Below are 21,691 nucleotides of genomic sequence, written 5' to 3' on the forward strand. Positions count from 1 at the left end.
GCGATAGTCCTCTTTTTTATCCCCTTAATGCATCGTTACTAGCGTTGCCAATATATATTTTACACACAAAAAATACCTCGGAGGAAGGAGGATGGCTCTTACTGTCATCCAAAAATATATCATAGAACCTGAAAAGACAGACACAGTTTGCACTAGCAAACCATGTCTGTCTTTTCTATTACTCAATTTCTTTATTTTTAATTTTTTCCAAGAATATTTCGATGCGTTTTACCGCTTCTTTGATATTTTGCAAGGAGGTAGAATAGGCTACGCGAACGAATCCTTCTCCGCAGTCGCCAAAGGCATTCCCAGGCACCACGGCAATACGTTGATCATAGAGTAGTTTTTCACAAAACTCTTCTGATGTCATGCCCGTACTCGTAATAGATGGGAACACATAAAATGCCCCTTCTGGCTCGAATGTGTGCAGTCCCATACGATTAAAAGCACTTACCAATAGCCGGCGGCGCATATCGTATTCTTCACGCATGTATTGAATATCTTTATCTCCATTTTTTAACGCTTCTATAGCTGCATATTGAGACATTGATGGAGCACTCATGATACCGTATTGATGCATCTTCGTCATCTGCGCAATAATCGGTGCTGGACCAGTGGCAAACCCAAGGCGCCAGCCTGTCATTGCATAGGCTTTAGAAAATCCATTAATTAAAATAGTGCGCTCCTGCATACCTGGAATAGATGCAATCGTTACATGTGGTTCATCACCATAGGTAAGTTCACTGTATAACTCATCGGAGAGTACAAACAAATCATGTTTAATAACGACTTCCGCAATGGCTTCCAAATGTTCACGACGTAATACTGCCCCTGTTGGATTATTAGGGAATGGTAAGACTAATAGCTTCGTTCTCTCGTTTACTGCCGCTTCAATCGCCTCTGGAGTCAAACGAAACTCATCCTCTTCCTTCGTTACAATCTGTACTGGTTTGGCGTTACACAACTCCGCCAATGGTGTATAACACACAAAGCTTGGTACGGGAATCAATACTTCATCCCCTGGATTGAGTAAGGTACGACATGTTAAATCAATGGCCTCCGATCCACCTACAGTGACTATCACTTCCGTTGCCGGATCATAGGACACATGATACTTTCGTTCTAACCATTTAGAAATTTCTTCCCGTAGTTCCATAAAACCACGGTTTGGAGAATACCAGGTTTTCCCCTTTTCTAATGTAGTAATGCCTTCTTCACGAATGTGGTAGGGCGTAGCAAAATCTGGTTCACCAATACTGAGGGAAATAACATTATCTAATTCGTTAGCAATTTCAAAAAAACGACGAATCCCCGATGGCTTTACAGCTTTGATTTCAGTGTTTAAATAGTTGTCATAATTAATCATCGAATACATTTCTCCGATCTTCACGAACTCCACCCGTGTGGAACACAATATTGTTGTCTTTATAACGTGTTAAGATAAAGTTTGTTGTCGTGGACAACACCGAATCCAATGTAGATAGACGACGAGATACGAATAACGCAATGTCACGCATGCTCGCCCCTTCCACGATAACCGTCAAATCATAGCTACCAGACATAAGGTATACACCTTGTACTTCTGGAAATTCCATAATTCGTTCTGCCACTTTATCAAAACCTTGATCTGGAGCAGGAGTCACACCTAATTGGATAAGGGCTGTAGACTTATTTTGGTCTACTTGTTCCCAATCAATGACTGCTTGGTACCGTTTAATAATACCAGACTCCTCAAAAACTTGAATGCGACTTGCCACATGTGCTTCTTCACTGTTAAGCATAATGGCGAGATCTGCAGCCGACATGGAGGCGTCCTCATCTAATAAACGTAATAAACGATGATCCAATGTGTCTAATTGTACTGTCATAAGGGAGACTCCTTTCTTATGATTCACATCTATGTCTGATAAACGATAGCATTGTACATCTATTCTCAATGCTTATTTTTTTATTATAGTCAGTTTCTCTGAAAGTAGCAATACATTCTATAACACTCATACAAAATAAACATCACAATTAAAAGTATAGCGATACGCTGAATCCTACGGCACTGAACTTTCAATGAACTGCTACTTCTTATCTAGCTAAATGCTCATAATATAGATATGTACACTCTAAAAATTTTTTATACCCTCTTCATAGACTATCTTCCTATGTATAATTGACAGATAAATTGACATAGTACGTCTATATGTGGCCTGGTAGCCCATGATTTCCGATAATTATCTTTCATTATATTGTTAACTTAGTAAATTTCTATAGAAAATATTTATATAACCTTTACAAGGTTCACAATTAGGTATATTCTATAGAACGTATTACAAAAGGAGGAGTTATCCATGAATGCCCAATCGTTACAAAATCAAGAAGAAACATTATTTAATTCTGGGTTTATCAGTATTACTATCATTAACTTTATTGTCTTTTTAGTGTACTATTGTTTTGTGGTCATCACAGCAAGTTATGCTACAAAAGAACTACATTCTACAGTTGCCGAGGCAGGCTTTGCTACCGGTATTTATATTATAGGTACTTTATTTGCTCGCCTTATCATGGGACAGCGCTTAGAGCTTATCGGACGTAAAGAAGTACTTCGTTATGGCGCTATCTTTTATTTTCTCACTACTCTTGCCTATCTCATCGCCAAAGATATTTTAATCTTAGATGCAGTCCGTTTCTTAAATGGATTTGCCTATGGTACCGTATCCACCGCTGCCAATGCAGTGGTCACTGCTTACATTCCTAAATCAAAAGATGGTGAAGGTATCAACTATTATGGTCTTAGCACTAGCTTGGCCGCCGCAATTGGACCTTTCATCGGCATGATTTTATTGCCTGCCGTAGGCTTCACTTGGATTATTTATCTTGCTGTCCTATTATCTGTAGGTGTTGCTATTGCTTGTTTGCGTTTCCCTGTACAAAATTTAAGCTTATCCTCTACAGAAGCGGCCTCCATGAAATCTTGGTCTCTTAAAAACTTTATTGAACCACGCGTAGCTTTCATCTCCTTTCTCGGTTTCCTAATGGGCCTTGCTTACTCTAGTGTACTAGGATTCCTTTCTATCTTCACCCATGAAATCGGTCTTATTACAGCAGGAGCCTTCTTCTTTGTTGTCTATGCCCTTGTGATTACTGTCACTCGCCCTATTGCAGGTCGTATCTTTGATGAACGCGGGGAAAATGCTGTCATGTACCCTAGCTATGTATGTTTAACTATTGGACTTTTACTCATCGCTTATAGTTCAAATGCAGCGTTACTACTCATCGCTGGTGCCTTTGTCGGCTTAGGCTATGGTACTTTCATGTCTAATGGTCAAGCGGTTTGTTTGAAAGCAGTAGAACCTGCCAAAATTGGGGTAGCTCTTTCCACCTATTTCATCGGTTTAGATCTTGGTTTAGGAGTAGGACCTTATACATTAGGTATCTTGCATGGATTACTATCCTACAGTGGTATCTACATCGTATCTGCCATCATCCCAGTCATCGTATTGGTACTCTATGCCATCTATTATCGTCCAGTGAAAAAACAAGCTATCTACGAAGAAGAGATTTCACAACATCAATAAGTATATACACATAAAAATTGCCATATACCGATATGCTATAACATACATATGCATATCGGTATATGGCACTTTTATATTATTCTTTTTTTACAAATATACGAATTTTTTCCGTTCTATTGATCAAATTAGTGTCACTGCAATAAAACTTAAAAGTATCATAGCCAATATATCTGTCTATAAGAAGGAGGTTCGTCTCACTATAGATTATCGCTCCTAACTCATTATAACAGTTTACGATAAACTCTAAATTACAATTAAATTTGCCATTCATGATTTCAAGAAGAACACAGAAGGATTGCTCACCTTCTTTATCGACATCTTGTATACCATAAGACTGTACATCGATTTGAAAAAACTGAAATGTTCTTTCGTTAATTTCAATAGCATTATATAATCGATCAACATCAGTAACTGTATTCATAGTCCCTCCCTAAGCACACTCATTGTATGATACTTACATTATAATCCATTTAGACATAAAAAAATAGACCAACCGAAGTTGGTCTAAGTGGTGCCGAGGACCGGAATCGAACCGGTACGGTTATCTCTAACCGACGGATTTTAAGTCCGTTGCGTCTGCCTGTTCCGCCACCCCGGCATGGGTGGAATGTTGTGGAGGCGGCACCCAGAATCGAACTGGGGAATAAAGGTTTTGCAGACCTCTGCCTTACCGCTTGGCTATGCCGCCAAAAAAGTGGAGCGGAAAACGAGATTCGAACTCGCGACCCCCGCCTTGGCAAGGCGGTGCTCTACCGCTGAGCTATTTCCGCAAATGGTGCCTCAGGGCAGAATCGAACTGCCGACACACGGATTTTCAGTCCGTTGCTCTACCGACTGAGCTACCGAGGCAAGTAGTGGCGACCCCGATCGGATTTGAACCGACGATCTTCGCCGTGACAGGGCGACATGTTAACCGCTACACCACGGGGCCAATTGACTACTTTGTTAGTATACCCTATTTCATATTTCTCGTCAACACTTTTTTATATTTTTTTATAAATATTTTGTATTTCTTTGATATCTTGTCTAACACTCGAACAATCCACTACGTCATATTATTGTTCTAAGTATCTTTTCTTTTACTCATGTACTATCAAGTACGGATTGGTTGTTAATTCATGCTCTATTGTAGTACTCGATCCATGACCTGGATATACTACATAAGATGGATGGAAGCTTTTTATTCTTTTTAATGTCTCTTTCATAGCCACCGGATCACCATTATAGGTATTCACCTTCCCTACGGTTCCCTTAAATAATGTATCTCCTGTAAACAAAATATGTTTATACCCAACAAATACACTACCTGCACTATGTCCAGGCACTTCCCATACGTCCAAAGAAAAGGTTCCTATCTGTAAAGGTCCCTCTTCCAACGCAATGTATGGCGATGTAAACCGTTCTTTATACCCCGATGGCATGCGCCGTTTGACTAACAAAAGTTCTTCATCCTTAGGATGCATGTATACAGGGATATGATACGCCTCTACTAGGGCATCCACAGCGCATATATGGTCTGCATGACCATGGGTCAACACAATACCTACCGGCACCACGTCCTGTAATTCTTTCATAATACGTTGACCGTGAAAGCCTGGATCAATAATAAGGGCGTATCCATTTTCTTTCAGAATATAGCAATTTGTCTTATACAAGCCTTGAGGCGTTCTTATGATGTCCATCGAATCGTCTATAGCCTTTTTCTTTCTTTGTAAAATATCCACGCCAAAAACCTGGATGCAATAACACTAATAAAGTAAACAACTCTAAGCGCCCTAATAACATATCAATGATACAAACTATCTTTGCAAGAGGTGCCAAAACTGTAAAACTTTCTGTAGGCCCTAGTGATCCAAACGCAAGGCCTACATTTCCTAAACTACCTGCAACTAATGGCAACACATCTGACAAGGGTAACCCTGTAGAAGAGATAATCACCGAGGAAAGACCAAAAATTAGCATATATAGAAAAAAGAATTGTTGTGTAATTTGTAACCATTTATTAGGTAATACATAGCCATTTAATCGTACTAGCTGTACCATATCAGGGTGGATAGCTTTTCGTAGATAGAGAATACTACTTTTCACCAAGATAATAATCCGAATAATTTTAAGTCCCCCAGCAGTCGATCCACTACAACCACCAAAGAACATCCCCATAAACAATACCATTTGTCCTAAACTAGGCCATAGATTATAGTCAGCAATAGCAAATCCAGTCCCAGTCTGTATGGAAACAAGCGTAAAAATTGCATTTCGCAAATGCTCAATTTTAGCATCTCCAGCTTCCCATATTAATGCAAATAATACCAAACTTGATCCAATTGCTAGAGTAATGAGATAAATTCTGTATTCAAAATCTCGCCAAATCTCTTTAATACCTCGTTGCCAGACAGATTGATAGACTGCAAAATTTCCACCCGCCAATATCATAAATACTACTAATATAATGCAGACCAAATAGGAATCAGCATATCTAAATGTACTGCCAGTAATTGGGGACAATCCACCTGTAGCTACCGTAGCAAAGGTAAAATTAAGTGCTTCAAATAAACCAATCCCACTTAGCCATAATAGAAAAGTACAAGAAAATGTAAATCCCAAATAAATTCTCAGCAAGTTCCCAGCCATAGATTGAATTCTTGGTAATACAACACCAGGTCTTGGTACAGAAGCCTCTGCTTCAACTAATGGAGCTACTCCAGTCCCCAAATTACGCAAGAATGCTAACACTAGGACAATCATTCCCATACCACCAATCCAATTGGTAAGCCCCCTCCACAAAATAAAGGCTCTTGGTAAAGCACTTACATCATCAATCATGCTTGCCCCGGTAGTCGTTATACCTGACACAGACTCAAATAAAGCATCTACAAATTGCTCAAGTACTCCACTAAAATAAAAGGGCAACGCCGAGAATATAGACGCTAAGATCCAAGTTGCACTGACTACAAGAAATCCATCTCGTACACTATATACATTAGTAGCTGTACCATAATAATATAATAGAAACCCTACTCCTCCTGCTATACATGATGTAATAAGAAAAGAGTAGTAAAAAACCCCTTCATCTAATATACCAAAGAAAAAGGGAACCATAATGAAGGAAGCTAATATAAGCATCACTTGTCCAACAACTCGCATAATATTTTGAATGCGCATGATTCCTTCTCCTTTCAAAATTTTTATATCATTTATTAATATATGCTAATAAAGCATTAATATTTTCTGGCAACGTAAAGATAACTATATGATCTCCTTCCAGGAGCAATGTATCCCCTTTAGGAACAATAGTTTGATGCTCTCTAACAATAGCTCCCACTAATGATTTTCCAGGCAACTTTAGGTCTTTTAAATGTTTATTTAGCAATGATGTCTTTTCTGTAACTTCTATTTCCACAGCTTCAGCTTTAGATCCTTCGAAAGTAAAAATATTAATGAGATTTTCATCTTCTCGAATTAACCGTAAAATTTGTCCCGATGTTAATAATCTCGGTGAAAATGCTACGTCAATACCCACCTGCTCCATCAAAGTAATATATTCTAATCGCCCTACACGAACAAACGCTTTAGGTACTCCCATATGTTTCGCTAACAGTGCTACTAGTAGATTCAACTTATCATCATCTGTTAAACAAATGATAACATCATTATCGCTAATTTCTTCAGCTTCCAATAGGTCGATATCTGTGCCATCTCCATGAATGACAATGGACCGATTTACCATGGCTGCCAATTGTTCACAGCGATCAATATTCTTTTCGATGACTTTCACGTCGTATCCATCTTTTTCTAAGAGAACTGTTAGATTACGACCAATGAGGCCTGCCCCAATAATCACTACACGTTGTGTAGGACGTGTTGTTTCATGAAGCCAAGATTCCACCTCATCAATACTATCGGTGGCACCTAAAAAGAATACATTATCCATATATTCTAAGGTGCTGTCACCATGAGGAATAATCATTTCCCCACCACGTAGAATCCCTACTACGAGCACATTCGGTGGCAACGTTAAAGAGCGTAAAGGAATCCCCATGATATCGTGATTGTTTCGTATTTTAAACTCCACTAACCGCACGGCACCACTAGCAAAATCTTCTACATCCAGTGCAGCTGGGGTCTTTAAAATTTTATAAATTTCTTGGGCTGTTACCATTTCAGGATTGATAAAAAGATCGATCCCTAATCGCTCACGAATCACCGCATTCGTACCATGTTCATATTCCGTGTCACGGACCCTTGCAATGGTCTTAGGAATCCCTGCGGCTTTACCTAGCATACATGCTAGCATGTTGACCTCATCAGAGTCTGTCACAGCAATGAGCATCCCCATATCTTCTACGCCAATTTCTTGTAACAGAGAAATACTGCTACCATTACCTTGAACCAAGTTCACATCCAAATTATTTTCTAAATTCTTAATGCGATCTCCATTTTTTTCAATGACATACACATCATGTTGGTCTTGCGCCAATCGTTGTGCTAAGGAGTAGCCTACTTTACCCGCACCTACTACCACAATTTTCATGACATATCCCCCTATTTTGGTTCCTCTACCGTTGCAGATTGTTCATCTGCGTCTAGCAAAGCACGTTGTCCTGCCTCAGTTAAGAGAGTCCAACCATCTTCTTGGATGATAAAACCGGCTTTCATTAAATGACCTAAGGCCCGTTTGAAAGCTGCTTTACTAATATTGAATTTATCTTTTATGATAGGTGCTGATGTGCCATCCCCATAAGGCATACGTCCATGACGACTGCCTAAGTAGGTCATAATTTGGGCTCCATCCGAAGCGAGTGCCGCTTCTTTCACTGGGCGCATAGAAATATTGATACGTCCATCATCCCGTTTAAACGTGATGCGACCTTCAATGAGTTCCCCCACCTTTAGTTGTCTTGTCATTTCACTGCGATGCATGAAAGCAATCCATCGTTCAGGAGTAATCAAAAATGCCCCTTCGCTAGTCATGTTGTAAATGGCACCTTTCACCATGCCACCAATCTTAGCCTCTGTAGCAGGTTTTGAAGCACGGCGCATGGCATCATCCACATCCATGGACACCGCTAAGCGACCTGATTTATCACTATAAAGGCGAACCCAAACTTTTTCACCATTTTGAGGGCGTCCACGCATTTCTGCATGAGGCATAAAAATCCCCCGTTCTGTTCCCACCTCTACGAAACAACCAAAGTTTGTTGTATTGATAACCTCTACATAACCGATTTGGCCTTCTTTCATGGCTGGTAAACGCATACTCGCCGTTAAACGACCCTTTGGATCTTTGTAGAGAAATACTGTCACTTCCTCACCAATCGCAACGGAACTAGTTTGTTGGTCCTTATGCAATAAAATGTCATCATTCGTATTGCCTGTTTGACCATCTAAGAAAGCCCCTTGATCACTTTGACGCAACACTTTAAGGGTGGCAATGGTATTTTCTGATAAGCTACTAACCATATTAGACTCCTTCAAAGGATTCTCTCGGTGCATCCTTCCACAATTCTTCTAGTCCATAGAAATGACGGTATTCACCTGTGAACACATGGGCAATGACATCACCAAAGTCTAACAAAATCCAATCGCCTTCGCGATAACCTTCACGATGTAACACTGTCATACCTTGTTCTGCCCCTGCATCTTCGATAGCATCTGCCACACTTTGTGCATGTTTTACATTGTTCGCTGTGACCACTAAGAAATAATCCCCTAACATCGTAAGACCTTCCATATCCATAATGGAAATATCTTCGCCTTTTTTATCATACCCAGCTTGTGCTAATACCTTTACGGTTCCTAAAATATCTTGTTTCTGTTTCATTCTAACTCCTTATCTTGTTGTGGGGCTCCCTGGCTCTGTTTTCTCCTTAGTGCCCTCTGTTTCACTGTCCTTTGGTTGCTTTCCATTATCTTTAGAAGAATCCTTGGATCCATCTTTTGGAGAGTCTCCAATCACAGGAATCACTTCTGCATCGCTCGGAATATCCCCTACGGTTATCCCCACCAATTGTTGTAATTCCACTGGCTCTACATTCCAATAGTCCACATGGTCAATCGTTTCTGGTGATCCTGGCAAAATATACCAACGCACTTTATCTTTCGGGAATTCAATCACTTTTGTCACAAAACGAACTCCATCCCAAGTGCTCACATTAGTACTAATATGGCTCCATTGTCGCCATACTCGAAAAGCAGTCCCTAAGCTAACGTGATTACGTTCATGTTCCAACATAGATTTCAACAATCGCTCTTGATGCATGGTCCTTCCCAATGTATCCCCTGGATCATTGATAAACCGCATATACCCATAAGCTGTATCACTAGTCAAATCTTGGTACCCTTGATGAATATTGATATCTACTTCACCAGATGCTGCATCTCGATGTACCATCGATTGCTCTACATATAAACTAGGAGCACCAAAAATGTTCATCATAGAGTGGAAACTATCTTGATCCACTACCGCATAATAAGGGATGACGATATGGAACATATCTTCCACGACTGCCTTCGTCAATTCAATTCCACCTTGTGCATAGATATCATTAATTCGTTGCGGGGCCTCATTATGACGATTAATAATTTTACTATTACTTGGGATACCAATAATCTGCATAGTTTTGGCATCTAAATTGAAAGCCACTACATACAGCGCATCTGCTTGTTGTGGTTGACTCTTATCGACACCTACAACTAGCATATAAGAGGTCTTAATTGAACTCATATCGATAGGCGTTGTATTTGTCACAACCGGTAACGGATGCGATTCTTGGCCAGTAGTAGGCTGTGATACGGAACTTACCGCAATGCGTATACCCCACACTACCAATCCTATGATTACTATGAGGAGGATAAAGGCCCCTATAATTCGTCCCCAACGCAGTCCATTTTTACGTGGTTTGCGTCGTATCTTTTGATCCATTTATACATCCGACCTTTCTAACAATACACTATTTCTACCTCGAATCGTATCCACATGTATGCTCAACCCTTGATCTAGCAAATGACGTATTGTTCCATCGTAGGCGCGAATAACAGCAGCGTTCAAATCTTTAAATGCTAACGCCCGTAGTTCTTCTACACCAGGAAAATCACGATTTGGCTCAATATAATCTGCTAGAAAAATAATCTTATCCAATACACTCATATGGGTACTGCCTAATGTATGAACACGAATGGCCTCACAAATTGATTCATCATGGATATGTAGTATTAACTTAGCATAGGCAGCTCCTGCTGGTCCATGCAATAACGCTCCATTCTTGAGCATCTCGGAATCCACAGGTATCTGTGCCTCCTTCACCAATGATTGCATCTCTTGTAAGGGACTTTCTTTCATAGCATCATGCAATAGTGCCGCCACTTCTGCTTGCTGTACCGACGCCCCATAGTGGCTCGCTAATCGTTTTGCCATATCCACCACACCTAGTGTGTGGGCAAATCGTTTTGATGAAAGCCGACCTTTCACAATATGTTGTAATCTTTCTATTGTTATTGTATCCTTCACTAACATATACCTTTCTATGGGGTATCACAAAATTAACTCTATCTCTTTCGATAGTAAGTTTACGTATTATATATCTTATGTTCCTTAATATATTGGTACACGGTTCTCGGCAACATATATCGGGTAGACAAGCCATGGCGCAATCGATGACGCAATTCCGTGGCAGACAGCTTCATTTCTGGCACTTCTAATATATGAATACGACCGCTTCGTTGAGTAAGCCATTCGATGCTTTCACCAATGTCGTTTGTAGCACCAGGACGAATAGCCCCGATGAACTCGCACATATCTAACAATTCCTCTATGTATTTCCAATTTGGTAAATTCTGAATCGTATCTGTGCCAGCAATAAAGAAAAACTCTGTATCCGGTCCATACACATCATGAAAATACCTCAATGTATCAATGGTATAAGATTTTCCATCCCGCCTCATCTCTACATCAGAAACCACAAAATTGGGATTATCCAATACCGCTGCACGCACCATTTCTAATCGATATTTCGCCTCAATGACATCGGTTTCTTTATGCGGTGGTTCCTTTGCGGGCACAAAAATAACCCGATTTAAATCAAACGCTTCTAACGCCATTTCTGCAATCATTAAATGCCCCAAATGAACAGGATTAAAGGTACCCCCTAAAATGCCAATTCTCTTTTTCTTATCTGCCATGTAACCACGCCCCTATACACACTAGAGATACCATACTTAGTATGGCTAATACGATGCCGTAAGACTTCCATTCATAAGCCCCTTTAGGAGACTTCATATACTGAAAGTAAGCTTTTACATACTCAAGTTTCATCGTACCTGTCCATGACCAAAGACGAAATATTTATAACTTGTCAACGCATCTAATCCCATAGGTCCACGAGCATGTAACTTCTGCGTACTAATTCCAATTTCTGCCCCTAAACCAAATTCAAAACCATCTGTAAATCGTGTCGATGCATTGACATAGACTGTAGACGCATCCACCAGGTTCATAAACCGTTCTGCCTGAGTTGGGTCTTCTGTAAGAATCATTTCCGAATGTTTCGTGCCAAATGTATTAATATGGTCAATAGCATCATCAATGGAAGCTACCACTTTGAAATTCACAATATAGTCATTATATTCTGTAGCCCAATTGTCCTCTGTAGCAGGCTTCACTTGAGAAGATAAGCTTTGCACCTTATCATCTCCATAGATGGTAACACCTTTTTCTTTTAGCATAGCCACAATTTTAGGACCTAAGTCATGTAATCTCGCTTCATGTAACAGAATTGTTTCCATTGCATTACATACAGATGGGCGTGACAGTTTTGCATTTTCCAATACTTGTAATGCCATCGCTTCATCAGCAGAGGCATCCACATAGCCATGGACAACACCACTCCCTGTTTCTATGACAGGAATTTTACTGTTATTCACAACAAATTGAATCAATCCTGCCCCACCTCGTGGAATCATCACATCGATCCATTTACGTTGTGCTAACAATTCACCTACAGCCTCACGTTCTAGAATAGATACTAATTGAACTAGTTCCTTAGGAGCGCCACAACGTTCTAAAGAACTTTGCATAACTTGTACCATCGCCTCACTAGTATGGTATGCCTCTTTTCCACCACGGAGAATGATAGCATTGCCTGTTTTTATAGCTAAGGCTGCTGCATCCACTGTTACATTTGGACGTGCTTCATAAATCATACCGATCACACCAATAGGAATTTGTCGCTTTTCGATACGCAAACCATTCTCTAACGTCCTAGTTTCTAATACTGTCCCAATAGGATCTCGTAAGTTAGCTACCTGACGAACACCCTCGCAAATGCCTTCAATACGTTCTTTCGTCAATCGAAGACGGTCCATCATCACGGAAGGAACTCCATTCTCTTTGGCTTGAGAACAATCAATACTATTCGCTTCCAAAATTGTAGGGATTGCCGTTTCCAAATCACAAGCAATCTGTTCCAAGATGTGATTTTTATCTTCTGTACTCAGTACTTGTCCGGCCATAGAGGCTGACCTTGCTGCTTTACCTAAACTTTCAAAATATGCAGTATATGGATTCATAATTTACTCCTGTCGTAAGACAACTAAGTTATCTCGATGCACCACTACATGATAGGTATCACGAACGCCTAGAATACTAGGGATATCCTGTGATTTATGACCTTTAATCTTAAGCAAATCGGATAGATTAAAGTTCACAATACCACGAGCGATTTCCTCTCCATCATGAACGATAGATATCGTATCCCCTTCTTCAAATTGTCCTTCACCAGACAGAATACCTACTGGTAAAATACTGGATCCATTGGTAAGCAATGCATCGCGGCATCCTTTATCTACATGAATGGAACCTTGCAAACGTGTGCCAAATGCCATCCAACGTTTCTTGATTTGCGGCACATCTCTATGCGGCCAGAAATGGGTGCCTCGTTCTTCTCCATTCATGATAGCCTTAATACTATCTGCATGATCCCCAGAGGCAATGACCATATGAACACCGGAATTCGTTGCAATATGAGCCGCTTGAATTTTCGTATACATACCTCCTGTACCCAAAGAAGACCCTGCGCCGCCAGATATTTCATAAATGTACGGCGTAAGAGCCTCTACTTCATGAATTAAGGTAGCTCTTGGATTCGTCGATGGATTCGCTGTGTATAACCCCTCGATATCCGAAAGGATAATCAATGCATCTGCATCGATAATACTAGCAATGTTAGCAGATAATGTATCATTATCTCCGATTTTAAATTCATCGATAGCCACCACGTCATTTTCATTGATAATAGGAATAACACCTAATCCAATAAGTGCAGTCAGTGTATTCCGTAAATTCAGATAATGACTACGTTTCACCGTATCTTCTCGGGTCACAAGAATTTGTCCCACCGTATGTCCATATTCAGCGAATAACTTCTCATACATGTGCAACAAAATCCCTTGCCCTACAGAGGCAGCCGCTTGTTTTAACGCAATATCATCGGGTCTTGAAGTGAACCCCAATGAGGGAAGACCGGCGGCAGTAGCCCCAGAAGAAACTAAAATCATTTCTTTTCCTGCATTGGCTAAATTACAAATTTGGCGGACTAACACTTCCATTTTATCAATGTTAATGCGTCCATTTGCATGGGTTAGTGAACTCGTTCCTACTTTAACAATCACTCGTTTCGCCTGTCGTAATTCTTCTCTCATCGCTTCACCTCATACGGATTGATTATCTTGGCAACTCAATTTTTGGATCTTTTGCTTTTTTATACAATACACCATTATGTCCAATGATTTGTACTAATTCTGCTCCTAACATATCTGCTAAGTGAGGCAAAATTTCTTTTGGATCCTCTAAGCAGTTGTTTAATACTTTTACTTTGATTAATTCACGTTTTGTAATAGCAGCTCGTGCACTGTCGATAACAGGATCTTCCAATCCCCCTTTACCAATCATCACCACTGCTGGCATAGTACTTGCTAAGGCACGTAAATATCGCTTTTGTTTACCTGTCATTCTATCTCCTAATCATGGAAAGTAAATCGTTGGTCTCCGATGACTACTTCATCACCATCTTGTATACCACGTTTTTTCAATTCCGCATCTAAATCCATATAACGCCAAATCTTTTGGAATCTTCGCAATGCTTGTTCATCATCAAGATTTGTCATAGCCACTAATTTTTCAATACGAGAGCCACTAATAATATAGGATGCATCATCGCCACGAGTAATGATGAAATCTGTATCAGGTTTTGCTTCATAATAAACAGTATCATCCACCACTTCTGGTTCTGGCACGTAATTTTCCACATAGTACCACGCACGTTCTACTAATGCTGGCAAGCCTTCTCCAGTTAATGCATTCACCGCAAATACTTCGTAATCTTGATCAGCAAAGTATTTTGTCACTCTTGGCAATGTTTCTTCATCTTGTAACAAGTCTGTTTTATTTAATACAATTAATTGTTTTTTCTTGCTTAATTTTTCGCTATATTTTGCCAGCTCTTCATTAATTTTATGAAAGTCCTCAATAGGGTCACGACCTTCTAATCCAGATACATCCAATACATGTAGCAAAATATTACTACGTTCTACATGACGCAAGAAGGAATGTCCTAAGCCAATGCCTTCACTTGCCCCTTCAATCAAACCTGGAATATCTGCCATAACGAAACTCTTACCTGGCGCTACAGATACTACCCCTAATACTGGAGTTAATGTCGTAAAGTGGTAGGCTGCCACTTCTGGTTTTGCAGAAGATACTTTGCGGATAATAGAGGATTTACCCACACTTGGGTACCCCAATAATCCCACGTCAGCCAACACTTTTAATTCAAGGTTTAACCAACGTTCTTCACCTGGTTCCCCTTTTTCAGCGAACGTTGGTACACGGTTAGCACTTGTTTGAAAACGCGCATTACCACGTCCACCTCGACCACCTTTGGCAACCATGTAAGTTTGTCCATCTTCCACTAAGTCCGCCATTAATTTACCGGACTCTTCATCAGTTACCGTTGTTCCCAATGGAACAGAAACGATTAAATTTTCAGCGCCACGACCATGCTTGTTGGCACTCTGCCCTGCACCGCCTGTATCGCCTTTAAATTGACGTTTATATCTAAAATCAACCAGTGTATTGATATTTCTGTCAGCTTTTAAAATGATGTCAGCACCTTTACCGCCATCACCACCATTCGGTCCCCCTTGTGGCACATATTTTTCTCGACGGAAACTACTCATACCGTTACCGCCATCTCCCGCTTTCACTAATATACGGGCACGATCTATAAACATATTTTTTTCCTCTAGCCCTATAGATAGAGCGGCCGAAGCCGCTATATCATAGAGTTTTTACAATTTCAATAGCACGTTCCATTTGTACATCCTCTTCAGGATTTGTCTTGGACGGCTCCACAACTTCATCTGGTTCAATACCAATACCATCGATAACTCTATCATTTGGTGTGTGATAGCGCGCGATAGTAATCTTTAAACCTTCTCCGTCAAGGCCTTGTACTACGCTCTGCACAGTACCTTTGCCATAACTTTTGGTACCTACAATGGTACCCGATTTTGTATCCTGCACAGCACCAGCAATAATTTCTGAAGCACTTGCAGAGTTACCATTAATCAACACAACTAATGGGATAAGAGGATACTCTCCTCTAGACATATAGGCTGTCGTTTTACCTCGTCTCGTTTGTACCGTCACAATCGGGCCTTTCGGCACCAAATATTGTCCAATACCGTGAGCCGTTGTAATCAAGCCACCTGGATTATCACGTAAGTCTAATACTAACCGTTTCATCCCTTTAGATTGAAGGTCCTCATAGGCCTTCGTAAATTCATCTACTGTTTTTTCAGCAAATTGGGTAACACGAATATAACCAATATCTTCAGTTAGCATTTGTCCTTTTACTGTAGGCATCACAATCGTTTTCCGTTCAATGGAAAGCTCCTGTTCTTCCCCATTGCGGAGGATACGAAGTACTACAAAAGTGCCTTCTTCACCTCGAATACGATTCGCTACGTCTTCTTTTTCAATATCAGACACAGGTGTACCATCAATAGCAAGGATTTGATCTCCTTTTTGAAGCCCTGCCGCTTCCGCTGGTTGTCCTTCCATCGTAGCGCCTACTTTCAGGGTTTTTCCATCAGAAAAATCTAGTAATAGGCCAATCCCACTATAAGTAGAGGACGTGTGCATTTCCAGCTCTTTCATGTCATCCTTATCTAAATAGACAGTATGTTTATCATGAGTACCTTTGGCTAAGCCTTTCAGCATATTCACAAAGAGTTCTTCTTTGGCTGGAGGATCCATGGCCCATTGGGTCGTGATGTAATAGGTATATCCAAATTTGGCAATCCCTAAAGGCGACCCCGAAATATACCAGAATACACCAGTCATAACCACAAGGACCGTAAGAATACACCCAATGACTCCCACCACCGCAGTTTTTAAGATTGACTTCCAGCTAAATGCTTCGTCATCGACAAAACCATCATCATCTGCATCGGTGATGAAGAAAAATTCTTTAATCTGTTTCCAGATAGTTTGTTTTTCTTTTTCTTTCATAGTCTCCTCTATAAGTATCCCATCGGATCTGTTGGTTCCCCATTAATACGCACTTCAAAGTGAAGATGTGGACCTGTAGAACCTCCGGTATTACCAGAATAGGAAACAACTTGACCTTTTGATACAGTTTGGCCTGGGCTTACCGCTACCTCACTATTATGAGCATACAAGGTGGACATACCATTTCCATGGTCAATGATAACAGTATATCCATAACCGCTAACCCAACCAGCTTCTACGACAACGCCACCATCCGCTGCATGCACAGGTGTACCTTCATCCACACCAAAGTCAGTGCCCGCATGTAAACGACGTGTGCCATAAATCGGGTGAATACGCCAACCAAAGTCAGACGTAATAGGCGCCACCACAGGGGCTGCTAATTGACCAGATCCTTGCACCCATGTAGCACCACCGCCACCACCGCCTTGGCTTGCAGCCGCTGCTGCCGCCGCTGCACGTTCTGCAGCCCGCTGTTGTAGCATCGCAGTAATGCTTGCGGAAGACGCCATTAATTCATTATAAGCACGTTCAGCTGTATCTCGGTCATTCATAGCCCGTTCTAACACAGCTTGGCGTTCTGCTTTTTTCTGATTAATTACGTTTTGCTTTTCTTGCGCTACTTTTTCTAGTTCTAATACTTTAGCACGATCTTCTTCTAATTTAGCTTTTTTGCTAGCAATTTCTTCTCGCTCCGTTTTAATCGTGTTGATCAAATCCATATCGGATTGTAGAATACGTTTCAACATTTCCATACGGTTTGCAAAATCGCTAAAGTCTTTGGACCCAATAACTACATCTAAGTAGCTTAAACGGCCATTGATATAAATATCTCGTACCCGTTTATAGAATACTTTTTCACGAGACTGCAAGCGGGCTTGTGCTTCTTTCAATTCCGCTTCTGTTTTTGTAATATCTTTATCTAATTGAATCCGCTCTGCCTGCACTTGTTTTAATTCTGCAGTGGCAGTATCTAAATCACGTTGTATAGCATGTAACTGTTCATATACGGTACCAATCGTTTTTTCAGCTTCTGACTTTTTATTCGCTTCATTTGTTATTTGTTGTTGAATATTTGACAACTGATTCGTTAAGTCTTCATCTTGTGCTTGATACCAATACGGTGTAGCCATCATGATAGAACCGCATAGTAAACTAGTTACTAGTGTTACAGTTTTTTTCTTCATCATTCCTACACTTTCATATATTGTTTTAACGAAATAGTACTACCAATAGCACCTACTAGTATACCTACACCTACTAAGCCAGCTGACAATTGATAGATGAATGGCATCATTGGTACTAATGGCATAAAAGCAAAGTTGGAAATCACTTCCATCGTAATATAGCGATAGAATTGCCATGTCGCAACACCTGCAATAGCACCACCAATAGCGCCCAAGAACATACCTTCTAATACGAAAGGCCAACGGATAAACCAGTTCGTAGCCCCTACATACTTCATAATTCCAATTTCTTTTCGACGCGCGAACACAGTCAATCGAATCGTGTTGGAAATAATAAATAAGGTAGCCCCCGCTAAGAAAGCAATTAACACAATCCCGCCGATACGAATAATTTTTGTGACTTCAAAAATTTGTTCAATCACATCTTGCCCATAATGAGCGCTTTCTACCTCCGGATATTTAGATACCAGTTCCGCTGTGCTTTTCACTTGCTCTGGTGTATTGAAAGTCAACACATAGGACGTTGGCAATGGATTATGTCCATCTAAGGATTCTACCAATTGCTGTTGTTCTCCTAAGCGCTCTTTAAAGCGTTTCATAGCTTCATCTTTTGTGACAAATTCAATATCTTTTAGCTCTGGCAAGGCTTTTAACTTTTTACCTAATTCCATCACTTGCGGTGTGGTTAAGTTGTCCTTCAAATAGATACTGATCTGCACTTGGCTCTCTAAATGAGATGCCAAATTGTTAAGGTTTACCACTCCACAGGCAAACACGCCTAGGATAAACAAAGACAATGTGACTGTAGAGATAGAAGCCAAGGACATCAATCCATTACGACGCATGGATTGAATGGCTTCTTTTATATAATACTTAAATGTTCTAATTTTCATGGAATGCGGCCCCTCTCATTTGATCACTTACTACACGACCACCTTCTAAGGCAATCACTCGCTTGTTTAGATAAGACACCATATCCATATCATGTGTCACCATCACTACAGTTGTACCTGAGTTATTGATGGCTTTGAAAAGGTCGGAAATATCACGGCTTGTTTGAGGATCCAGGTTACCTGTTGGTTCATCCGCAATCAATACCAATGGTTTATTCACAATGGCTCTAGCGATAGCTACCCGTTGTTGCTCCCCACCACTAAGATCTTGTGGTAAATCATTAGCTTTATCGCTCAATCCAACCAATTCTAATACATTTAAAACTTTCTCTCTAATTACTTTCGGTTTTTCCTCGATAACTTCCAAGGCGAAAGCAATATTTTCAAAGACTGTTTTTGATGGTAATAATCGGAAATCTTGGAATACAATACCTAACTTTCTACGCAAGTATGGTACTTTACTAGATTTGATACGTGTTACATCAACATCATTCACAATGACCGTTCCAGAATCTGGTGTAACTTCATGTGAAAGTAACTTAATAAATGTTGATTTACCTGCTCCAGAATGCCCACAGACTAATACGAATTCTCCTTTTTCAATATGAATCGACACATCCTCTAAAGCAACAGACCCATTGTCGTATACTTTATGGACATTTCTAAATTCTATCATTCTATCATTCCCTTCCTATTTTCGCGCTATACCTCGTTTGGTAGCTGCTACAATATCAGCTGCTGTTAGACCATATTTTGTCATCAATTCTTTCGGTGTACCAGATTCACCAAAGGTATCCTTTACACCTACAAATTCCATAGGCACTGGACATTCTTTGACTACAACTTCTGCCACAGCACTGCCTAAGCCACCAATTACATTATGCTCTTCAGCGGTGATCAATAGACCTGTTTCTTTTGCTGCTTTCACAATCGCCTCTGCATCGATAGGTTTAATGGATGCCATGTTGATGACACGCACAGAAATACCTTCTGCTTCTAACGTAGCTGCTGCTTCTACGGCAGGTCCCACTAAAGCACCACACGCAATAATCGTAGCATCCTTACCATCACGTAATTGTTGAGATTTTCCTGGCACAAATGTGTAACCTTCTGGTGTCACATCTTCTACACCGGCACGGCCTAACCGCACATACACAGGACCATGATACTCTGCTGCCCAAGCGATGACAGCTTCTGTTTCTGCTGCATCGGCTGGTACCACAACAGTCATATTAGGCAATGTACGCATACAAGAAATATCTTCCAAACTTTGATGTGTCGCACCGTCTTCACCTACAGTGATACCCGCATGAGTGGCACATATTTTTACATTTAATTTTGGATAACATACAGCATTGCGTACTTGTTCAAAAGCACGACCTGTGGCAAACATAGCAAAGGAAGACACAAATGGTACTTTGCCTGCTGCTGCCAAACCAGCGCCTACAGAAATTAAGTTTTGCTCTGCAATCCCTACATTAAAGAATCGTTCAGGATATACTTTTTTAAATTCATCAGTTTTTGTAGATTTGGATAAATCTGCATCTAATACAACAACATCTTTATGAGTGGCACCCACTTTAACTAAGGCTGCACCATATGCTTCACGAGTCGCTTTTCCCATGATTACACCTCCAACAATTCCGCTACAAATTTGTCACATTCTTCTTGTGATGGCGCCTTACCATGCCAGCCTGCTTGGCCTTCCATAGCTTGTACACCTTTACCTTTAACAGTATTCATAATCACCATAGTCGGTTTATCTGTCGTTGCTTTTGCTTCTGTTACTGCTGCATGTAAGGCATCTAAATCATGACCATCCACCACTATCACATGCCACCCGAAAGCTTTGAATTTTTCATCAATTGGTAATGGACTCATAACTTTTGTAATGTCACCATCGATTTGCAAGCCATTAAAATCTACAAACGCTGTTAAGTTCGATAATTTGTAATGTGCTGCAAACATCGCAGCTTCCCATACTTGTCCTTCTTCTAATTCGCCATCACCTAGTACAGAGTATACACGGTAGGAGGATCCATCAATCTTACCTGCCAATGCCATACCACAAGCCGCAGAAATACCTTGTCCCAAGGAACCAGTAGACATATCTACACCTGGAATGTATTTCATATCTGGATGACCTTGCAAGATATGGTCAATTTTACGCAAGTTTAGTAATTCTTCTATTGGAAAGAACCCTTTTTCTGCTAACGTAGCATACAGAGCTGGTGCAGCATGTCCTTTAGATAAGACAAAACGATCGCGGTTTGGATCTTTCGGCTCATTTGGATTTACATTCATTTCTTGAAAGTACAACAAGCTCATCACATCAGCAATGGATAAGGATCCACCTGGATGACCAGATTTTGCTGCTGTGACCGCTTTCACGATGTTTACACGAATCGCTTTTGCTTTTTCTTGTATCAATTGTTTTTGTTCAAGTGTTAACATACTATACCCTCCCGTGTTATACAC

The 21,691-nt window shown here is 40.4% G+C and carries 22 protein-coding genes and 5 tRNA genes; 1 reads left to right on the forward strand and 26 read right to left on the reverse strand.

Features of this window, described 5'->3' with window-relative positions; translation table 11 throughout:
• Positions 1-178 precede the first annotated feature (178 nt).
• Both EO127_RS02745 and EO127_RS02750 read right to left on the reverse strand, forming a co-directional pair.
• A complete protein-coding gene (locus EO127_RS02745) occupies positions 179-1,390 on the reverse strand; it encodes an aminotransferase class I/II-fold pyridoxal phosphate-dependent enzyme (RefSeq protein ID WP_240645974.1) in 1,212 nt (403 codons plus the stop codon).
• Positions 1,359-1,868: an Lrp/AsnC family transcriptional regulator gene (locus tag EO127_RS02750; RefSeq protein ID WP_127447912.1), complete on the reverse strand. Its 510-nt coding sequence runs from the start codon at positions 1,866-1,868 to the stop codon at positions 1,359-1,361. The genes EO127_RS02745 and EO127_RS02750 overlap by 32 nt, the downstream gene beginning before the upstream one ends.
• 471 nt (positions 1,869-2,339) lie before the next feature.
• Between EO127_RS02750 and EO127_RS02755 the strand changes: the two genes are divergently transcribed.
• Entirely contained in the window at positions 2,340-3,566 is a 1,227-nt protein-coding gene (locus EO127_RS02755; RefSeq protein WP_127447913.1) for an MFS transporter, read from the forward strand.
• A 76-nt stretch (positions 3,567-3,642) separates the two neighbouring features.
• Here EO127_RS02755 and EO127_RS02760 read toward each other — a convergent pair whose 3' ends face one another.
• The 24 genes from EO127_RS02760 to EO127_RS02875 form a co-directional block, all read right to left on the reverse strand.
• Positions 3,643-3,987: a hypothetical protein gene (locus EO127_RS02760; RefSeq protein WP_127447914.1), complete on the reverse strand. Its 345-nt coding sequence runs from the start codon at positions 3,985-3,987 to the stop codon at positions 3,643-3,645.
• 88 nt (positions 3,988-4,075) lie between these two features.
• Positions 4,076-4,164 (reverse strand) — tRNA-Leu (locus EO127_RS02765).
• A 15-nt stretch (positions 4,165-4,179) separates the two neighbouring features.
• Positions 4,180-4,254: transfer RNA gene (locus tag EO127_RS02770), tRNA-Cys, on the reverse strand.
• 7 nt (positions 4,255-4,261) lie between these two features.
• A tRNA-Gly gene (locus tag EO127_RS02775) sits at positions 4,262-4,336 on the reverse strand.
• A gap of 3 nt (positions 4,337-4,339) precedes the next feature.
• Positions 4,340-4,415: transfer RNA gene (locus EO127_RS02780), tRNA-Phe, on the reverse strand.
• Positions 4,416-4,421: 6 nt separating this feature from the next.
• Positions 4,422-4,497 (reverse strand) — tRNA-Asp (locus EO127_RS02785).
• 148 nt (positions 4,498-4,645) lie between these two features.
• On the reverse strand, positions 4,646-5,248 hold the full coding sequence (locus EO127_RS02790; RefSeq protein ID WP_127447915.1) for an MBL fold metallo-hydrolase: 603 nt from the start codon (positions 5,246-5,248) through the stop codon (positions 4,646-4,648).
• On the reverse strand, positions 5,214-6,728 hold the full coding sequence (locus tag EO127_RS02795; protein WP_127447916.1) for a TrkH family potassium uptake protein: 1,515 nt from the start codon (positions 6,726-6,728) through the stop codon (positions 5,214-5,216). The genes EO127_RS02790 and EO127_RS02795 overlap by 35 nt, the downstream gene beginning before the upstream one ends.
• 28 nt (positions 6,729-6,756) lie before the next feature.
• Complete coding sequence (trkA, locus tag EO127_RS02800) at positions 6,757-8,097, reverse strand: Trk system potassium transporter TrkA (RefSeq protein ID WP_127447917.1); 1,341 nt, start codon at positions 8,095-8,097, stop codon at positions 6,757-6,759.
• Between the two features lie 11 nt (positions 8,098-8,108).
• The gene (locus EO127_RS02805) at positions 8,109-9,026 is read right to left on the reverse strand and encodes a S1 RNA-binding domain-containing protein (protein WP_127447918.1); all 918 of its coding nucleotides are present in this window, start codon (positions 9,024-9,026) and stop codon (positions 8,109-8,111) included.
• Position 9,027: 1 nt separating this feature from the next.
• Positions 9,028-9,387, reverse strand: a complete 360-nt coding sequence (gene rsfS, locus EO127_RS02810; RefSeq protein WP_127447919.1) for a ribosome silencing factor — start codon at positions 9,385-9,387, stop codon at positions 9,028-9,030.
• 9 nt (positions 9,388-9,396) lie between these two features.
• Positions 9,397-10,488 (reverse strand): LCP family protein, encoded by a 1,092-nt coding sequence (locus tag EO127_RS02815; RefSeq protein WP_127447920.1) that lies wholly within the window; start codon positions 10,486-10,488, stop codon positions 9,397-9,399.
• A complete protein-coding gene (gene yqeK / locus EO127_RS02820) occupies positions 10,489-11,079 on the reverse strand; it encodes a bis(5'-nucleosyl)-tetraphosphatase (symmetrical) YqeK (RefSeq protein ID WP_127447921.1) in 591 nt (196 codons plus the stop codon).
• A gap of 53 nt (positions 11,080-11,132) precedes the next feature.
• Positions 11,133-11,744: a nicotinate-nucleotide adenylyltransferase gene (gene nadD, locus EO127_RS02825; RefSeq protein ID WP_127447922.1), complete on the reverse strand. Its 612-nt coding sequence runs from the start codon at positions 11,742-11,744 to the stop codon at positions 11,133-11,135.
• A 129-nt stretch (positions 11,745-11,873) separates the two neighbouring features.
• Entirely contained in the window at positions 11,874-13,130 is a 1,257-nt protein-coding gene (locus EO127_RS02830) for a glutamate-5-semialdehyde dehydrogenase (protein ID WP_127447923.1), read from the reverse strand.
• A 3-nt stretch (positions 13,131-13,133) separates the two neighbouring features.
• Positions 13,134-14,261 carry a glutamate 5-kinase gene (gene proB / locus EO127_RS02835; RefSeq protein ID WP_127447924.1) on the reverse strand — a complete coding sequence of 376 codons (1,128 nt, stop codon included), beginning with the start codon at positions 14,259-14,261 and terminating at the stop codon, positions 13,134-13,136.
• 22 nt (positions 14,262-14,283) lie between these two features.
• Positions 14,284-14,571 carry a ribosome assembly RNA-binding protein YhbY gene (yhbY, locus tag EO127_RS02840; RefSeq protein ID WP_126939868.1) on the reverse strand — a complete coding sequence of 96 codons (288 nt, stop codon included), beginning with the start codon at positions 14,569-14,571 and terminating at the stop codon, positions 14,284-14,286.
• An 8-nt stretch (positions 14,572-14,579) separates the two neighbouring features.
• Positions 14,580-15,851, reverse strand: a complete 1,272-nt coding sequence (gene obgE / locus EO127_RS02845; protein ID WP_127447925.1) for a GTPase ObgE — start codon at positions 15,849-15,851, stop codon at positions 14,580-14,582.
• A gap of 46 nt (positions 15,852-15,897) precedes the next feature.
• Positions 15,898-17,133, reverse strand: coding sequence for a S41 family peptidase (locus EO127_RS02850; RefSeq protein WP_240645976.1), 1,236 nt, complete (start codon positions 17,131-17,133; stop codon positions 15,898-15,900).
• Positions 17,134-17,141: 8 nt separating this feature from the next.
• A complete protein-coding gene (locus EO127_RS02855) occupies positions 17,142-18,320 on the reverse strand; it encodes a murein hydrolase activator EnvC (RefSeq protein WP_127448069.1) in 1,179 nt (392 codons plus the stop codon).
• Positions 18,321-18,325: 5 nt separating this feature from the next.
• A complete protein-coding gene (gene ftsX, locus EO127_RS02860; RefSeq protein WP_127447926.1) occupies positions 18,326-19,213 on the reverse strand; it encodes a permease-like cell division protein FtsX in 888 nt (295 codons plus the stop codon).
• Positions 19,203-19,889 carry a cell division ATP-binding protein FtsE gene (gene ftsE / locus EO127_RS02865; protein ID WP_127068687.1) on the reverse strand — a complete coding sequence of 229 codons (687 nt, stop codon included), beginning with the start codon at positions 19,887-19,889 and terminating at the stop codon, positions 19,203-19,205. Before ftsE ends, ftsX begins: the two co-directional genes overlap by 11 nt.
• Before the next feature lie 15 nt (positions 19,890-19,904).
• Positions 19,905-20,837 (reverse strand): transketolase family protein, encoded by a 933-nt coding sequence (locus EO127_RS02870; RefSeq protein ID WP_127447927.1) that lies wholly within the window; start codon positions 20,835-20,837, stop codon positions 19,905-19,907.
• Between the two features lie 2 nt (positions 20,838-20,839).
• Entirely contained in the window at positions 20,840-21,667 is an 828-nt protein-coding gene (locus tag EO127_RS02875) for a transketolase (protein WP_127447928.1), read from the reverse strand.
• Between the last annotated feature and the right edge of the window lie 24 nt (positions 21,668-21,691).

It is taken from the genome of Veillonella sp. 3310, from assembly GCF_003999875.1.
Classification (GTDB): Bacteria; Bacillota; Negativicutes; order Veillonellales; family Veillonellaceae; genus F0422.

Bases quoted from the DNA above. Each gene is read 5' to 3' on its own strand.
- EO127_RS02750 (WP_127447912.1), bottom strand. From the start codon at position 1,868: ATGACAGTACAATTAGACACATTGGATCATCGTTTATTACGTTTATTA.
- EO127_RS02755 (WP_127447913.1), top strand. From the start codon at position 2,340: ATGAATGCCCAATCGTTACAAAATCAAGAAGAAACATTATTTAATTCT.
- EO127_RS02760 (WP_127447914.1), bottom strand. From the start codon at position 3,987: ATGAATACAGTTACTGATGTTGATCGATTATATAATGCTATTGAAATT.
- EO127_RS02790 (WP_127447915.1), bottom strand. From the start codon at position 5,248: ATGGACATCATAAGAACGCCTCAAGGCTTGTATAAGACAAATTGCTAT.
- EO127_RS02795 (WP_127447916.1), bottom strand. From the start codon at position 6,728: ATGCGCATTCAAAATATTATGCGAGTTGTTGGACAAGTGATGCTTATA.
- trkA (WP_127447917.1), bottom strand. From the start codon at position 8,097: ATGAAAATTGTGGTAGTAGGTGCGGGTAAAGTAGGCTACTCCTTAGCA.
- EO127_RS02805 (WP_127447918.1), bottom strand. From the start codon at position 9,026: ATGGTTAGTAGCTTATCAGAAAATACCATTGCCACCCTTAAAGTGTTG.
- rsfS (WP_127447919.1), bottom strand. From the start codon at position 9,387: ATGAAACAGAAACAAGATATTTTAGGAACCGTAAAGGTATTAGCACAA.
- EO127_RS02815 (WP_127447920.1), bottom strand. From the start codon at position 10,488: ATGGATCAAAAGATACGACGCAAACCACGTAAAAATGGACTGCGTTGG.
- yqeK (WP_127447921.1), bottom strand. From the start codon at position 11,079: ATGTTAGTGAAGGATACAATAACAATAGAAAGATTACAACATATTGTG.
- nadD (WP_127447922.1), bottom strand. From the start codon at position 11,744: ATGGCAGATAAGAAAAAGAGAATTGGCATTTTAGGGGGTACCTTTAAT.
- EO127_RS02830 (WP_127447923.1), bottom strand. From the start codon at position 13,130: ATGAATCCATATACTGCATATTTTGAAAGTTTAGGTAAAGCAGCAAGG.
- proB (WP_127447924.1), bottom strand. From the start codon at position 14,261: ATGAGAGAAGAATTACGACAGGCGAAACGAGTGATTGTTAAAGTAGGA.
- yhbY (WP_126939868.1), bottom strand. From the start codon at position 14,571: ATGACAGGTAAACAAAAGCGATATTTACGTGCCTTAGCAAGTACTATG.
- obgE (WP_127447925.1), bottom strand. From the start codon at position 15,851: ATGTTTATAGATCGTGCCCGTATATTAGTGAAAGCGGGAGATGGCGGT.
- EO127_RS02850 (WP_240645976.1), bottom strand. From the start codon at position 17,133: ATGAAAGAAAAAGAAAAACAAACTATCTGGAAACAGATTAAAGAATTT.
- EO127_RS02855 (WP_127448069.1), bottom strand. From the start codon at position 18,320: ATGAAGAAAAAAACTGTAACACTAGTAACTAGTTTACTATGCGGTTCT.
- ftsX (WP_127447926.1), bottom strand. From the start codon at position 19,213: ATGAAAATTAGAACATTTAAGTATTATATAAAAGAAGCCATTCAATCC.
- ftsE (WP_127068687.1), bottom strand. From the start codon at position 19,889: ATGATAGAATTTAGAAATGTCCATAAAGTATACGACAATGGGTCTGTT.
- EO127_RS02870 (WP_127447927.1), bottom strand. From the start codon at position 20,837: ATGGGAAAAGCGACTCGTGAAGCATATGGTGCAGCCTTAGTTAAAGTG.
- EO127_RS02875 (WP_127447928.1), bottom strand. From the start codon at position 21,667: ATGTTAACACTTGAACAAAAACAATTGATACAAGAAAAAGCAAAAGCG.